The organism is Flammeovirga sp. AWQ4_249, from assembly GCF_056161045.1.
The window spans coordinates 37,400-53,063 of the sequence record NZ_JBSWYJ010000036.1 but is presented as its reverse complement, the minus strand read 5'-3'; the positions used below and the strand labels follow the sequence as shown (position 1 = coordinate 53,063).

At 30.5% G+C, this 15,664-nt stretch carries 11 protein-coding genes; 4 read left to right on the top strand and 7 right to left on the bottom strand.

What is annotated here, in order from left to right; genetic code table 11:
* Nucleotides 1–1,503 precede the first annotated feature (1,503 nt).
* The 4 genes from ACXAHM_RS20295 to ACXAHM_RS20280 all read right to left on the bottom strand — a co-directional run bounded on the left by ACXAHM_RS20295 (nucleotide 1,504) and on the right by ACXAHM_RS20280 (nucleotide 7,079).
* Nucleotides 1,504–2,157, bottom strand: a complete 654-nt coding sequence (locus ACXAHM_RS20295; RefSeq protein ID WP_474963960.1) for a response regulator transcription factor — start codon at nucleotides 2,155–2,157, stop codon at nucleotides 1,504–1,506.
* Nucleotides 2,144–4,288: a PAS domain-containing sensor histidine kinase gene (locus tag ACXAHM_RS20290; RefSeq protein WP_474963957.1), complete on the bottom strand. Its 2,145-nt coding sequence runs from the start codon at nucleotides 4,286–4,288 to the stop codon at nucleotides 2,144–2,146. Before ACXAHM_RS20290 ends, ACXAHM_RS20295 begins: the two co-directional genes overlap by 14 nt.
* A 118-nt stretch (nucleotides 4,289–4,406) precedes the next feature.
* Nucleotides 4,407–5,510, bottom strand: a complete 1,104-nt coding sequence (locus ACXAHM_RS20285) for an acyltransferase family protein (RefSeq protein ID WP_474963953.1) — start codon at nucleotides 5,508–5,510, stop codon at nucleotides 4,407–4,409.
* A 126-nt stretch (nucleotides 5,511–5,636) separates the two neighbouring features.
* A complete protein-coding gene (locus ACXAHM_RS20280) occupies nucleotides 5,637–7,079 on the bottom strand; it encodes a sodium:solute symporter (protein WP_474963949.1) in 1,443 nt (480 codons plus the stop codon).
* Nucleotides 7,080–7,381: 302 nt separating this feature from the next.
* Here ACXAHM_RS20280 and ACXAHM_RS20275 point away from each other — a divergent pair, with 302 nt between their 5' ends.
* From ACXAHM_RS20275 to ACXAHM_RS20265, 3 genes are all read left to right on the top strand, one after another.
* Nucleotides 7,382–8,053 carry a DUF2461 domain-containing protein gene (locus ACXAHM_RS20275; RefSeq protein WP_474963945.1) on the top strand — a complete coding sequence of 224 codons (672 nt, stop codon included), beginning with the start codon at nucleotides 7,382–7,384 and terminating at the stop codon, nucleotides 8,051–8,053.
* A gap of 176 nt (nucleotides 8,054–8,229) precedes the next feature.
* Nucleotides 8,230–8,940 carry a hypothetical protein gene (locus ACXAHM_RS20270; protein WP_474963941.1) on the top strand — a complete coding sequence of 237 codons (711 nt, stop codon included), beginning with the start codon at nucleotides 8,230–8,232 and terminating at the stop codon, nucleotides 8,938–8,940.
* Nucleotides 8,941–9,165: 225 nt separating this feature from the next.
* Complete coding sequence (locus ACXAHM_RS20265; RefSeq protein ID WP_474963937.1) at nucleotides 9,166–9,894, top strand: hypothetical protein; 729 nt, start codon at nucleotides 9,166–9,168, stop codon at nucleotides 9,892–9,894.
* Between the two features lie 43 nt (nucleotides 9,895–9,937).
* Here ACXAHM_RS20265 and ACXAHM_RS20260 read toward each other — a convergent pair whose 3' ends face one another.
* Nucleotides 9,938–10,873: a helix-turn-helix domain-containing protein gene (locus tag ACXAHM_RS20260; RefSeq protein ID WP_474963932.1), complete on the bottom strand. Its 936-nt coding sequence runs from the start codon at nucleotides 10,871–10,873 to the stop codon at nucleotides 9,938–9,940.
* A gap of 125 nt (nucleotides 10,874–10,998) precedes the next feature.
* Nucleotides 10,999–11,292: a hypothetical protein gene (locus ACXAHM_RS20255; protein ID WP_474963928.1), complete on the bottom strand. Its 294-nt coding sequence runs from the start codon at nucleotides 11,290–11,292 to the stop codon at nucleotides 10,999–11,001.
* Nucleotides 11,293–11,726: 434 nt separating this feature from the next.
* Here ACXAHM_RS20255 and ACXAHM_RS20250 point away from each other — a divergent pair, with 434 nt between their 5' ends.
* On the top strand, nucleotides 11,727–13,880 hold the full coding sequence (locus ACXAHM_RS20250) for a prolyl oligopeptidase family serine peptidase (RefSeq protein ID WP_474963924.1): 2,154 nt from the start codon (nucleotides 11,727–11,729) through the stop codon (nucleotides 13,878–13,880).
* A 73-nt stretch (nucleotides 13,881–13,953) separates the two neighbouring features.
* On the opposite strand, the gene menD is transcribed toward ACXAHM_RS20250, so the two are convergent.
* Nucleotides 13,954–15,663: a 2-succinyl-5-enolpyruvyl-6-hydroxy-3-cyclohexene-1-carboxylic-acid synthase gene (gene menD, locus ACXAHM_RS20245; RefSeq protein ID WP_474963921.1), complete on the bottom strand. Its 1,710-nt coding sequence runs from the start codon at nucleotides 15,661–15,663 to the stop codon at nucleotides 13,954–13,956.
* Between the last annotated feature and the right edge of the window lies 1 nt (nucleotide 15,664).

The window sequence follows — 15,664 nt, the reverse complement described above, 5'->3', positions numbered from 1 at the left end:
AAAAGGCTCTCAATGATTATTTACATTGAAGAGCCTTTGGAATAAGGTAATAAGTTTGAGTTCAACACATCTACAGTTTTGTGATAACAATATAACACTAAATAGTTTCTTTAAGTTGTATTCTATTCATCTACAAAATTTTCTTCATGTTTGCTTCGTTTGATGATACAAAGGTCTTTATTTTTTAGACTAATTATATATCAATTTCACCTATTATTGCTAATTATGTGATTCACTTAGATTGAAGAGTAAATAAAAAAGGCTCCCAATGTTTATTTACATTGAAGAGCCTCTGAAATAAGGTAATAAGTTTGAGTTCTACACATCTACAGTTTCGTGATAACAATATAACACTAAATAGTTACTTTAAATTTTAATCTATTCATCTACAAAATTTCCTTCATGTTTGCTTCGTTTGATGATACAAAGGTCTTTATTTTCTAGCCTAATTATATATCAATTTCACCTATTATTGCAAATTATGTGATTCACTTAGATTGAATAATTAATAAAAAAGGCTCCCAATGAGTATTTACATTGAAGAGCCTATGGAATAAGGTAATAAGTTTGAGGTCTACACATCTACATTTTCGTGATAACGATATAATACTAAATAGTTACTTTAAGTTGTATTCTATTCATCTACAAAATTCTAAGTATCAAGTTTACTACGTTTGATGATACAAAGGTCTTTATTTTTTTGCCTAATCATATATCAATTTCACCTATTATTGCTAATTATGTGATTCACTTAGATTGAAAGGTAAATAAAAAAGGCTCCCAATGAGTATTTACATTGAAGAGCCTCTGGAATAAGGTAATAAGTTTGAGTTCAATACATCTACATTTTCGTGATAACGATATAATACTAAATAGTTACTTTAAGTTGTATTCTATTCATCTACAAAATTTTCTTCATGTTTGCTTCGTTTGATGATACAAAGGTCTTTATTTTCTAGCCTAATTATATATCAATTTCACCTATTATTGCAAATTATGTGATTCACTTAGATTGAATAATTAATAAAAAAGGCTCCCAATGATTATTTACATTGAAGAGCCTATGGAATAAGGTAATAAGTTTGAGTTCTACACATCTACAGTTTTGTGATAACAATCTAACACTAAATAGTTCCTTTAAATTTTATTCTATTCATCTACAAAATTTTCTTCATTTTTGCTTCGTTTGATGATACAAAGGTCTTTATTTTTTTGCCTAATTATATATCAATTTCACCTATTATTGCAAATTATGTGATTCACTTAGATTGAATAATTAATAAAAAAATAAGGCTTCAAACAACAAATTGTCATTCAAAGCCTTTATAAGGATTTTAAGTTTTCTAAATTATAACACACAATACAGTAATAATTATTTGGGTCTGTGATAATTGAACATTTAACAACTTACTGTTTATGTCAACGATACAAAGGTCAATATTTATTGTATAAAAATGATATGACAAATTACTTAAATTAAAGAATTAAGGGTTTTACTTAGTATTATAAATCATCAAATAAATTCCTTTCTATCGCATACAAAACTAAACCTGCAACGTTCTTACACCCTGTTTTCTCTATTAGATTTCTCTTATGTGCTTCAACTGTTCTTGTAGATACAAATAATTTCTCCGCAATCTCTGGATTACTATGTTCCTTACAGATAAGATGTAAAACCTCTTTTTCCCGTTCTGTTAAATCTATTTCTTTAATCGTACGTTGTTTTTTGGTCGGTTTTGATGAAAGTCCTGCCATGATGCTTTGTGTAACAGATTGAGCATAATAATTTTCTCCTTCTGCTACACTCTTAATTGCTTGGATCAATTCTTTTTGTGAACAATCTTTCAAAATGTAACCAAGCACTCCTGCTGCTAACATCTTCTTAATGTTATGGTTTTCATTCATCATTGTCAAAGCTAGCACATTAATATTTGGATGTAGTTCTTTAATTTTTTGAGCCAATTGGATCCCATCCATTTTAGGCATCATTATATCAGTTACTACAACATCAACTTGTCCATTTTTCAGAATTTCCAAAGCTTCCTCTCCATTATTTGCTTCACTGACAACTTCTATATCTTCATCTTCAAAGAAAGACTTTATTCCTTTTCTGATCATCACATGATCATCTACTAACAATATCTTAATTTTTTCCATTTATATTTTCTAAAGGTAATTCCACCAAAATGTTAGTTCCTATTTCTAATTTACTATTTATTTCAAAGAATGCTCCTACAGATTCAGCTCTTGTTTTCATACTATTAATCCCAAAAGAGTCTTGTGTTTCCTTAAGATTAAAACCTACTCCGTTATCTTCTATTGTTAAGATTAAAACATCTGAATGCATAAGAAGTTGAATAGTACAATTCTGAGCATTAGAATATTTGAGAATATTATTGATAGCTTCTTGTATGATACGATATAATGTCACTTCATTGGAAAGTTTTAATCGGTGATCTCCCAAATTATGTTCAAAAATAAATTGGGTAGAAATAGATTCCTCAAAAGAAGAAATAAGTGCTTCTATAGCAACGACTAAACCATTATCATCTACAATTTTAGGCATTAGATTATGGGCAAGTGTTCTACTTTCTTCAATTGCCTTTTTTAAATATTGATAACCTAATTCATATCTTTCTACATTTTTTTTATTTTCAAAATGCAATACTGATTTAAGTTTTTCAAAGCTCAATAAAGAAGTAGACATCGTTTGTTGTAAACCATCATGGATTTCCATTGCAATGCGGCTCCTTTCTTTATCCTCTGTTTCTAAAACTGCATTAACGATTTTTTCCTCTTGTCGAATACGGTCTGTAATATCTGCTATTGTACCTACAATTCTAGATGGTTCATTATCTTTTGTAAACTCTACAGCCTTCCCTTTTGTATGCAACCATCTAAATTGACCATTTACGTCTTTCGCTCTAAAAATATGATCATGAATCCCTTCCCTAATTATTCTTGTTAGGTTATTTACAAAAGCTTTTTCACGATCCTCTTGAACAATAAAAGTATTCCATAAATCGATATGTTTATTATTTTCAGTCACAGGTTCATAACCTAAAAGGGTATAACATTTAGGACTTAAATTAATAAAATCATCCTCCTTGTATAATTCCCAAATCCCCTCATTGGAAACATCTAGTGCATATTGTAGTTGTTGTTCTTTCAATATTAGTTTGACTTGTGCTTTTTTCCTTTCAAAAAAACTACTTAAAAGAGAAGCAATAGTTTCTATTAATTCTTGCTCTTTGGGGCTAAAAGTATTTTCTGATGTTTTTATATTACCATTATAAAATACCTCAATAATTCCATTTGAATCTCCTTGTACATTAATTACAGCTTCTTGTTTTGTTTCTGAAACAGAAAAATTCACTGAAGTAAAAATAAACTCTTTATATTTTATTCTCACACTTGTTTGTTCTGCATTGCTCCACCCAAAAGGTATTATGAATACTGAAGACTCTAATATGTGTTCAATACTTTTCGTTGAATTATCGAGTAATTGGGATATTTTAAACAGGCAAGCCTGTTCTTTACTTATAATATTTAATTCATCAGCTAACTTTTCTTTTTGATTTAATCGATTAATTATTAATCTGTGAGTTAGAACGGATATCATTACAGCTATAAAAATGAGTACACTTGTTATTTTAATTAATAAATCACCCCGATCTTTCAATTCCAATGTTAAAAGTCTAGTTCTTGCTTCTATCAAGCCTTCAAATTTAATTAATGGCTCTTCTACTTCTTTTTCCAAAAAAGTATAATCTTGATCATTTAAAATAGTTAATGCCGTTCTTTTATTAGGCTCACCATGAATTGTATAATTATTATTATCATCTAAATACAACCCTTTTGAAGCATTAAAGGCTCTTGTTTCTTTTTCTACTAACTTATTAGAATTATCTAAAGCGATTTTTAAAAGGTCAAACTCTTCTTTTGTGAATCCCATTTGGTACATACTATCTAATATTGAGGTAGTCCATCCACTTCCTTCTGGTATTTCACCTGCTCTTAAAGCAACTAAATCCCAATATTTTTTTTCCCAAATTGGATCTTCTGTTATGATAAATTTTGTACAATATTCAGTTAATAGATCATCACTTTCACGTATTGCATTTCCCAAACGATAAGAATTGTATCTATTTATCTGACTACAGTGTAAATCTTGTTGATTTTTGTATAAAAGAACTAAAGTAATTAACACTCCCAAAATAAGAATAATACTAATAGAGAAAAGTATATAGAAAGATTTTTTTTTGGAGTTTCTAATTGTATTAAACATCTAAAACATTCTTTATCACAGAATTATCTATCCTAATAACTTACTAAATAAATCGTTGTGATAATAAAAAAGGTTAGTTCTTTTCAAAAAAAACTAACCTCAATGATGTAAAATATTCTTATACTTTTATTACTATCTTTTGCCTATATAAATAGAGAATTGGAAGACTAATCAATAAAGTATAATTTATTGCGAACAGAAGGCTACATGTTTCAAGTGATAAAGTACTTAATTGAAAAAACGCAAATACCTGACCTTTTACAGTTGTATCTCCCATAGGTAAAAAGCCAATTATACTTGCGATCATTTGAGCTAATACATAAGCAGCCATAGGATTCATTCCAAATGCTTTTGGAAGCAATACTTTATCTCTTCCTAGTTTTCTAACATCAAAAATATAGTAAGATAAACCTAAAGCTATTGCCGCTAAACCTCCAGTATACATCACATAAGAAGACGTCCATAAACTCTTATTTATCGGAAATAAGCTATCCCAACCTTGTCCAATGACAACTCCTACTACACCACTCAATAATAGTTTTTTCACCACCATTTCTTTACTATTATTTTTAACAACTTCACCTGCAAATAGACCTAAAATTGCGGTTCCAATGGCTGGTAACGTTGAAAATAATCCTTCAGGGTCCCATGTTTTTGTACCACTCCACATATGACCATTTAAAATCAAATTATCAATATAGGCGGATAGAACTCCATTTGGATTATTTAAATCAGGAGTTCCAAAACCTGGAATTGGAATTAATGTCATTGCAGCCCAATAACCCAATAATAAAACCATAAAAGTGGTCCATATTGTTTTTCTAGAAGTATAAAGAAATAAGCTTGTTGTAATCACAAACACTAACCCAATCCTTTGTAATACACCAGGAATACGCATTCCTTCAAAATCGAATAAAGGGAACAAGCCTAGAAAGAGACCTATACCAATAAGTTTTGCTCCCCTCCATATTGCTTTTCGCATCGCTTTAGTTCTATTCAAAGGGTCTTTTTTCACTTTTCCCATTGAAAAGCTAATGGAGACTCCTACTATAAATAAGAAAAAAGGAAAAACAAGGTCTGTGGGTGTACATCCATGCCATGAAGCATGTTTAAAAGGTGGATAGATAGATGACCATGTTCCAGGATTATTAACTAAGATCATTAATATTACTGTTAGTCCTCTAAAAATATCAAGCGATAGTATGCGTTCAGTTTTATTCATTTTATTTCATTTATCTACTACTAAAAGTACTTGAAAGCTTTTCATACACCAACATTTTTAGACCATTGACCTATTTTATCATATTAACAACTATTTTTTATTCATCAATGGATTTAAATGAGAACATTAAGATTTTCTTGAAATTAAAAATAGCCCCAAAATAGTAATGAATGCATTTACCAAAAGGATCTCAAAACCGAATTGGTAACCAAATAGAAGTTCTTTTGAGAAAGTGTTTATCACTATTGAAATAATTGGTGAGATGAGACAAACCACTATTGCCAATTGATCTATAATTACTCGATTGGTATAAATACCAAAAATAAAGAGTCCCAATAAAGGTCCATACGTATAACCTGCAAACTTAAATACTGATGAAACAACGGTATCGTCATTCAATATTTTAAAACCAACAATTACTAAAAATAGTAGAAAAGAGAAACCTAAATGCACTAATTTTCTTGTCTTATTTGTATTTCCTTTTTGTGTATCTAATTTTAAAAAGTCTACACAAAAAGCTGTTGTTAACGCAGTCAATGCTGAATCGGCACTTGAAAATGCAGCCGCTGTGATACCTAATAAAAAGACAATTGCGGTAAATAAACCAAAATGATTTAAAGCTAACATAGGATACAATTCATCCGACTTTTCAGGAAGATGAATGCCATTATACCCTACATATTCATACAATAATACTCCTAATGTTAAGAAGACAACTGTTGATAAAAAGAAAGCTATAGCAAACCATAATACATTCTTTTGAGCCTCTCCTACATTCTTACAGGTAAGATTTTTCTGCATGATATTTTGATCCAAACCATTCATAGAAATTGTGATGAAAATACCTGCTAAGAATTGTTTCCAGAAGAAATTACCAGCTTTCCAATCCCACACAAAAACATCAGACATCCTACTTTCTGCAACAGTAGAAACCATAGACCCAATAGTCATGTTTAAGGAAGAATATATGGTGTAAATGGTCCAAACTGCAGCTAATAATAAAAAGGTAGTTTGTAATGTATCTGTCCAAACTATTGTTTTAATACCACCTTTAAATGTATAAAGCCAGATCAATAGCAAAGTAACTAATACTGAAACCCAAAATGGAATATCAAAAGCATCAAAAAATGCGATTTGTAAAACCAAAGCGGCAAGATATAATCTAAATGATGCTCCAATTGTTTGAGAAACCATAAAGAAAAAAGAACCCGTTAAATAACTAGTCCCTCCAAACCTCGTCTTTAAATATTGATAAATTGAAATTAGCTTTTTACTATAAAATAAAGGAATGAGAATATAGGCAATCACCAGGTATCCAATCATGTTCCCCATCATAAATTGTAGATAGCTCCAACCCGACTTATCGACCATTCCGGGAACAGAAATAAAGGTAACACCCGATAATGTTGCCCCAACCATTCCATATGCTACCAGATACCATTTAGAACTTCTGTTGGCTGTAAAGAAAGCTGTAGATTCGTTTTCAGATTTGGAAGCTGTCAATTGAGAGACTAGCATTAGAAAACAGAAATATAAAAAAATTACAATAAATACAGTAGATGCTGACATTGCTTAAAAAATCATTTTAGTTTATAAAAATGAATATATATTTAATACCTATACTGAACAATATTTATCGAATAAAAATAATCATTTGAAAAAGATTTGCCTAAAAAGATGAGATTGAAGATCTAGATAAAGGAAAAGTTTTTGTGCCGCTTTCTAGCAACTCTAAAGAGTTCTTCTTAATTTTTGGTGATGAAAAAATGACAAAGCATAAATATGTTAAGTCATATAATTAAAAAATTACTAATAAGAAAGATCTAGTACAGATTTTTTCTCATTACAACTCCCTCTTTCATTAATAAAAGATGATAACAAAAGACCTCTTCAAATTCCTTAAAGATTTAAGTGAGAATAATAATAGAGAATGGTTCAACGAGCATAAACCTACTTATCAGGAACATAACGCTACTATAAAAGCTTTTTTCCAAGAAGTACAAGATGGATTGTCCAAAACAGATAAAATCGAAGGACATAAAGTGTATAGAATCTATAGAGATGTTCGTTTTTCTAAAGATAAAGCACCTTATAAAAAGCATTTTAGTGGTTATTTCTCTAGAGAAAAACCTTTACTTAGAGGTGGCTATTACCTACATATTGAACCTGGTGGAAAATCTATTGTTGGAGGAGGATTTTGGGGACCAAATTCTGATGATTTAAAAAGAATAAGAGAAGAATTATCTTATGATGCCAGTGAATTAAGAGACATTATTACAGCGCCAAAATTTATTGAAACTTTTGGTGAACTTCATGGAGATGAATTAAAATCTGCTCCGAGAGGGTTTGATAAAAATGATCCAGCTATAGACTTGATCCGTAAGAAGCAATTTATCGCTTTTAAAAGCTTTAAGGATAGTGAAGTAACAAAAGCGGACTTCATTGAAAAAGTACTTGAAGTATACACTGACATTAGACCATTCTTTGATTATATGAGTGCCGTTCTCACCACGAACTCAAATGGTGAACCACTCTATAAATAAGTAAAAAGCCTATTTTGATATTTTGAACACAGGCTTTTTATTTTAAGATTTCAAATGATTGATCAATGATTACTTTTTCAATAGATTATGTAATCATTTTATATTAAATCATTATATTGAACTATTGTAAACTATTGAATTACAATATTTTTATATTTAAACTATCTCCTAACACAATGAATAAGCTAATTCTACTAATAGGTACATTATTGCTATCCAATCTATTATACTCTCAACAAGTATTACCTACTGCAGATTATTATGACTTATATGATCTTGTAGACCCCAACAGACAAAACCTTAATTTAATTTTAGGGCAAAAGGAAAAAAAATATAAAGGAACACCTTTTCTTAATACAGAGTTTGATCTAGGTTATGTTGTGGATACCAAAGGAACTCGATTTACGAATAAATTCTTAAACTTTGACATTCACAAAAATGATTTATGGTATCAAACAGGTGAAGAAGTGATTATTATCGATAAAGATAATATCAAAAGCTTTGGATGGACTTACAATGATAAAACTGTAGTTTTTGAAAAATGTATTTTAAATGGTATACCTACATATATGGAATCTGTATATGCTGGAAATACTATTCAGGTTTATAAAAAACACAACAAAAAGTACATCAAAAGAGATAATGGTTCTCCTGTAAATGTGCATAATGAATTAGTTGATGAATATTTAGATGCAAAAGCAGATTATTATTATATGACTGATGACCGCTACTTACCAATGTCAATTAAATCAAAAGAGTTTTTTAAGGTTTTTGGTAAGAAAGAAGTTGAAATGCAGAAGTATGCAAAATCAAATAAATTGAAGTTGAAAAATCAAGCTCATATTCAGATAATTTTTGCTCACTATGAGAGTATTATGAATATCTAAAAACACTATTCTATTTACTTTGAAAAGGATATCTCATTTAGTGAGGTATCCTTTTTTTATGACAATTATAGAATAATCAAATATTAAATTTATATAAACAAAAACCTAAAATTATCATAATTAAAATATACGTTAGTATTTATTGAAATAATTTTCAATTTAATTTACTTACATTGAAAATTATTCAAAATAAATATACTTACCCACAATTTAAATACATTCATGATGAACAAATTTCTAATACTAATAATAGGCCTAATTTTAAGTTCTAACATTCAAGCTCAAAGTATATCGAATGCAAAACCATCTTACGGCACTACATCATTAACTAATTTATACGATCTAGTTGATCCACACCAACAAAATGTCAATATCTATTATGGTAAAAAGGACAGTCAGGTAAAAGGCACTCCATTCTTTAGTAAAGAGTGGCATAATGGTTATGTAGTATTGAATGATAGCTCAAAATTTACCAATCAAGAAATTAAATTTGATGTGATAAATGACGACCTATGGTTAAGAAAAGTAGACGAAAAAGTCATTATCGTCAATAAAAATGATGTCAGTTATTTTGGTTGGGAACAGGAAGGCAAACAGATAGTATTTCAAAAGTGTTTCCTAGATTTCAAAGCAAGATACCTTGAAGTAATCTATAAAGATGATCACTTTCAAGTATTTAAGAAGTATAATAAGAAATTTGTAGCTACAAATGCTTCCGCAAGTAATCCTTATAATTCAGATGCAAAAGATTCATTCAGCTGGGGAAAAGCTCGTTTATATTATATAAATGACAATCAATATGTTCCTCTATCGAGTAAATCAAAAGAGTTCTATAAAATCTTTGGTGCTCTTGATAAACCCATGTATAAATACGCAAAAGAGGAAAATTTAAAGAGAAAAGATAAAGAAGATTTAGAAAAGATCTTTACTCATTACAATGTAATCTCTAAATAAATAAAAGGCAGTCCTATTCATAAAAATAAGGCTGCCTTTACTATTAAGAGTATTTATAAATTTTACTTGGTGGCTCTCCATATTTCTCTTTAAACATTCTACCAAAATGGGTAACACTAATAAAGCCTAAACCATAGGTACAATCTGATACATTGTGAGTGCCCTCAGAAAGCCATTTATAAGCTAAATCAAGTTTATAATCATTGGCATATTTTAATATAGTCACGCCAAAAATTTCTTTAAAAAGCTTCCTTAATTTACTGTAGCCAAAACCTGTTACCTTTTCCATGTCATGAGGTTCACTTTTAGACTCATAATTCTGTTCAAGGTACTTTTGAACCCTAAATGTTTTATCTAAATCATTAGAAGAATAATACTGAGGAATACACTTACCCTCTATTCTAGCATAAAAAGATGACATTGCTTCATATACTAAATCATAGATTATTGATAAGTTTTTTATAGATTGAAAGGCACCAAATTGCTCTGTACAAGCATGTAATTTTTCTAATGTGGTCGATGTTAATGGATTAAATAGCATAAATCCTTTTTTCCCTATTTCAAACACTTCTCCTTTATCTCCTTGAGAAAAATGCTGAAGAAAATTATTTTTGGGTACTGTAAAAATAAAGAATTCGATCTCTTCTTCTTTATCAAATAAGAAGGTTTCCTCTTCTAATGAATTAGAAAAATAACTATAAGGAGTTACTTTTAAATTGAAACTTTCCACATCTTCATCAACTGGAATAAAACGAAAAGGGGAATTAAGGTATACGAATGCATACACCTCTTCCTTTGTTTTTGTTTTCGCTAACTTAAAATCTACTTTAAGCTTCCCTTTTACATGGATAAAGTGAAAGATATTTATCTTTTGGATGGATATTGTTGGAGTACCTTCAAATAAAGATTTATCAAAAGTAATCCCATTAAATCCATTGGGGTCAAGTAAGAATTCTGAGGATATTTCGAATATTCCCATAAATGTTTTCCGATAGTAAAAAAATCATCCTTAAAAATGAAGGGTAAATTACTACTCGATTTTTAATAACAAAAAAAAGTAGTACAGTTTTTTGCTGTACTACCCTAGATACTGCTTAGATACAATTAATATACCTCACCAGTTAATCTTGTTTCTTCAATTTCTATCATTGCACTTAATGCTTGAAGATTAGCATCATGAGATTCTTGTGTTTGATTGTTTTTAAAAGTATGCTGCATTTCTTTGACAGCGCGTTCCAGCTTTATAAGATTGTCTTGACGTTTTTTAATACGTTGACTCAACAATTCATAATATGCTTTTTTCATTTTCTCGGATTTAAAATGCCCATTTGAAGTTGTTTTCTGAACTGGTTGTTCTTCATTTAAAAAAATAGATTTTAATACTCTGATAATACTCATATTATTCCTGATGGTTAGTTATTTGATTAGTTCAAATACTTAAAAAGTAGGATTCTTTTATTGAATTAAGTTACTGCTTAATCATCACGATATTTATTTATGAAAACAAGACAATTAGAAGATAACATTGAGTAGACGTTATTTTTTTAACATTTCATGGTAATATTAGTTCATACATACTTAACATTAACATTCATTTAGATTCATATTACTCTGTATTTAAACTAACTAACTGACAAATAATTATTAGAATAGTACCATTTTAAAGAAAATAACAATGGAAAAATCAGAATTATTGTCATTCGAGATTTCTATTCATAGATGAATTAACAAAAATTTATCTATTTGTTAATATTTGTATATTAAACGAATTCATCAAAAATCTATATGTATTTTTAGAACATAAATTCAATCAATTGTTTAAAACTTCCAATATGAACAAATATCAAAAAATGAGCTTATGCGTCATTGGCGCAAGTGCTTTATTCTATTCATGTGAAAAAGAAGCAAAAATGACTTATCCAGACACAAAAAAAGAAATTGTCATTGATGAGTATTTTGGTAAAAAAGTAGAAGACCCTTATCGTTGGCTAGAAGATGATAAATCTGCTGCTACAGCGGAATGGGTAAAAGATGAAAATACAGTCACTCAAGACTATTTATCTAAAATTCCTTTTAAAAAAGGAATAGCGGAAAGATTAACAGAGTTATGGGACTATGAAAAAGTATCTGCACCAACAAAACATGGTGATTGGCTATATTTTTATAAAAATGATGGCTTACAAAATCAATATGTTCTTTACAGAAAACAAGAAGGAGAACAAATTGATGAAGTATTCTTAGATCCAAATAAATTTTCTGAAGATGGAACTACTTCTTTAGGTACTGTGAAATTTACAGAAGACTCTAAACTTGTAGCATACAGTACTTCTGAGGGTGGATCTGATTGGAGAACAATCCACATTATGGATGTTGATTCTAAAAAAGAAATTGAGGAACCTATCATTGATGCTAAGTTTTCTGGTATCGCTTGGAATGGAACAGAAGGTTTCTATTATAGTTCATACGACAAACCAAAAGAAGGATCTGCACTTTCTGGTATGACGCAACATCATAAATTGATGTACCATAAATTAGGAACAAAACAATCAGAAGATCAGTTGATTTTTGGTGGAGCAGAAACACCTAGAAGATATATCGGTGGATCTGTAACAAATGATCAAAAATATTTAGTAATTACTGCTGCTGAGGCAACTTCAGGTAATGAAATGTATATCCAAGACCTAACGAAAAAGAATGCTCCTATCGTCCCTGTAGTGAAAGGTTTTGACAACAATCATTATGTAGTTTTTGCAAAAGATGGTTACTTATACATTGATACAAACTTAGATGCTCCAAACAATCGTTTGGTAAAAGTGAAAGCTTCTGCTCCTACAACAGAAAATTGGGTGGACGTAATTCCTGAAACTGAAAATGTTCTTTCTGTAGCACCTGCTGGAGGAACTTTCTTCGCTAATTATATAATTGATGCTGTTTCAAAAGTATATCAATATGATTTAGAAGGAAAGCAAATCAGAGAAATTAAGTTACCTGGTTTTGGTTCAGCGAATGGATTCTACGCCAAAGAGGAAGATGAGAAGGTTTTCTATTCTTTCACTTCATATATCTATCCTTCTACTACATTTGAATTAGATATCAAATCAGGTACTTCAACTGAGTATTTAAAATCTAAAGTGAAGTTTGATCCATCTCAATTTGTTTCTGAGCAAGTATTCTATACTTCTAAAGATGGAACAAAAGTACCAATGATGATCACTTATAAAAAAGGTTTAAAGAAAAATGGAGCTAATCCTACAATTCTTTATGGTTACGGAGGATTCAATATCAGCCTTAAACCAAGTTTTAGTACTGCAAATATCGTTTGGTTAGAAAATGGTGGTATTTACGCAGTCGCTAACTTAAGAGGTGGTGGAGAATATGGTGAAAAATGGCATGTTGCTGGTACTAAAATGCAAAAGCAAAATGTTTTTGATGACTTTATTGCAGCAGCCGAATATTTAAAAGGAAATAAATATACTTCTACTGAAAAATTAGCTATCCGTGGTGGATCTAATGGTGGTTTATTAGTAGGTGCTGTGATGACTCAACGCCCTGACTTAATGAAAGTAGCATTCCCTGCTGTTGGTGTTTTAGATATGCTAAGATACAATAAGTTTACAGCAGGTGCAGGTTGGGCATTTGATTATGGTACTGCAGAGGACTCTGAAGAAATGTTTAACTATTTGAAAGGCTATTCTCCTTATCATAATGTAAAACAAGGTGTTAATTACCCTGCGACAATGATTACTACAGCTGATCATGATGATAGAGTTGTTCCTGCTCACTCATTTAAGTTTGCCGCAGAATTACAAGCAAAAGATGCTGGAGAAAATCCAATCCTTATTCGTATTGAAACCAACGCTGGTCATGGTGCTGGTAAACCTACAGATATGATTATTGATGGGTATGCTGACATGTTTGCCTTTGCATGGTACAATATGGGAGAAACTCCTGCTTTAGATCATAAAATTGATGAAAATAAATTATAGATTTTCATTCTGCAAATAATCAAAAAAGGCATTTCTTCAGATGAGGAAATGCCTTTTTAGTAGTTAAAGATTTTTATAAAGAAGAATATAAACCTTCTTTCTTAAATGCTTTAAATGTATTTTTACTTATTTCCTTTGTGCTCTTTACTTCAAAGATTGATACTCCTTCTTTTTGTAAAAATGCATCATAATTGAAATAAAATTCTTCTCTTGAATTGACTTCCCAATGATTTACTTTAAACTCTTCCGCTAAATATTTAGCAGATGTTTTTTGCTCTGTTTCAAAATATTCCCTTAATTCAGGTTGCCTAGCGGGACCATCAATCATTCTAAAAATTACCCCTCCATGATTATTCAAAAGCACTACTTTTAAATTTTGAGGTAAGTAATTATTCCAAAAAGCATTGCGGTCATAGAAAAACGCAAGATCACCTGTTAAAAGAAAATGCTCTTGATCTGGATTAGCAAAAGCATGTCCTATTGCAGTACTTGTACTTCCATCTATCCCACTTGTTCCTCTATTGGCAAATACTTGGACGTCACTTCTTTCTAAACCAATAAAATTAGCATAGCGTACAGACATACTATTAGCTAAATGTAAAGTTGAATTTTCAGGTAAATGATTTATCATATGATTCACCACTTCCAACTCTGAGAAAGATAATAATTCAAAGAAATCAGCTTTCTGTACCCTTACTTTATTGTTTGCTTCTTGCCAATTTTCCAAATATGAGATGTATTCAGAAGTATCAAATTCAATTGAGGCTAACTGATCAAAAAACAATTCCTCCGAAGAACGAATAATTTTAGTCAAAGACATAAATGGATCAGGAACTTCTCCTCCTTCTTGGATATGCCAATGTGCCACTGGTTTATTTTTTCGAAGATATAATTTTAAATTTTTTGAAATAACAGACATGCCAAAAGTAATCAACAAATCTGGTTTTAATACATCGATCTCTTTTGGAGTTAAAAACACGTCTTGGTGAACAATTGCATTCTCAAGACTACCATAATTGGATATTATATCAGAAATGACTGGAAATGGCAATTGATTCAAACAATCAGCGACCTCTTCCTTCGCCTGTCCTTGACCAGCAACAATAAGGATTTTCTTTGCATCTGAAATCGTAGGTAATAATTCCGTTTCCCAAATTTCTTCCTCTAAGTAAGGCTCAGATTGTAACTCTTTGACTATTTTAGGGGTTGTTATATCAAATGAAATCTCTTCCCCTTCTTCAGGATAAAAAGGTTCTCTCAGTGGCCAATTTAAATGTACAGGCCCTCGAGGAAATTGATGGGCAGTTAGTAATGCTTCATTGGTGATTCTTTCCTTATACCACTTCGCATCTTCATGTGATAAGTCAACTGGCATCTGGAAACTCTTTTTGATGTGGTTTCCAAAAATGTTTTGCTGACGTATAGTTTGTCCATCCCATTGATCGATCCATTCTGTTGGACGATCGGCAGTGATTACTACTAATGGGATTCTTTGATAATACGCTTCAGTAATTGCAGGGGTATAATTGAGAGCTGCTGTACCTGAAGTACAAGCTATCGCAACTGGTGCATTTGTTTGTTGAGCAATTCCCATGGCTACAAAAGCCGCAGAACGCTCATCACTCACTGTCAAGGCATTGATCTCAGAATGTCTTGAAAAAGCTAAAGCTAATGGAGCCACTCTTGAACCTGGTGATAAAACAACATTTTTCACACCATGAGCAACAAGTTGAGAGACAAACAACCCAACTTCGTTTAATAATTCTGATCTGTTATGCCCCATT

What these genes read in the sequence shown, in the direction of transcription:
- ACXAHM_RS20255 (WP_474963928.1), bottom strand. Translation starts at nt 11,292, where the DNA reads ATGAGTATTATCAGAGTATTAAAATCTATTTTTTTAAATGAAGAACAA.
- ACXAHM_RS20250 (WP_474963924.1), top strand. Translation starts at nt 11,727, where the DNA reads ATGAACAAATATCAAAAAATGAGCTTATGCGTCATTGGCGCAAGTGCT.
- ACXAHM_RS20290 (WP_474963957.1), bottom strand. Translation starts at nt 4,288, where the DNA reads ATGTTTAATACAATTAGAAACTCCAAAAAAAAATCTTTCTATATACTT.
- ACXAHM_RS20260 (WP_474963932.1), bottom strand. Translation starts at nt 10,873, where the DNA reads ATGGGAATATTCGAAATATCCTCAGAATTCTTACTTGACCCCAATGGA.
- ACXAHM_RS20295 (WP_474963960.1), bottom strand. Translation starts at nt 2,157, where the DNA reads ATGGAAAAAATTAAGATATTGTTAGTAGATGATCATGTGATGATCAGA.
- ACXAHM_RS20265 (WP_474963937.1), top strand. Translation starts at nt 9,166, where the DNA reads ATGAACAAATTTCTAATACTAATAATAGGCCTAATTTTAAGTTCTAAC.
- ACXAHM_RS20270 (WP_474963941.1), top strand. Translation starts at nt 8,230, where the DNA reads ATGAATAAGCTAATTCTACTAATAGGTACATTATTGCTATCCAATCTA.
- menD (WP_474963921.1), bottom strand. Translation starts at nt 15,663, where the DNA reads ATGGGGCATAACAGATCAGAATTATTAAACGAAGTTGGGTTGTTTGTC.
- ACXAHM_RS20280 (WP_474963949.1), bottom strand. Translation starts at nt 7,079, where the DNA reads ATGTCAGCATCTACTGTATTTATTGTAATTTTTTTATATTTCTGTTTT.
- ACXAHM_RS20285 (WP_474963953.1), bottom strand. Translation starts at nt 5,510, where the DNA reads ATGAATAAAACTGAACGCATACTATCGCTTGATATTTTTAGAGGACTA.
- ACXAHM_RS20275 (WP_474963945.1), top strand. Translation starts at nt 7,382, where the DNA reads ATGATAACAAAAGACCTCTTCAAATTCCTTAAAGATTTAAGTGAGAAT.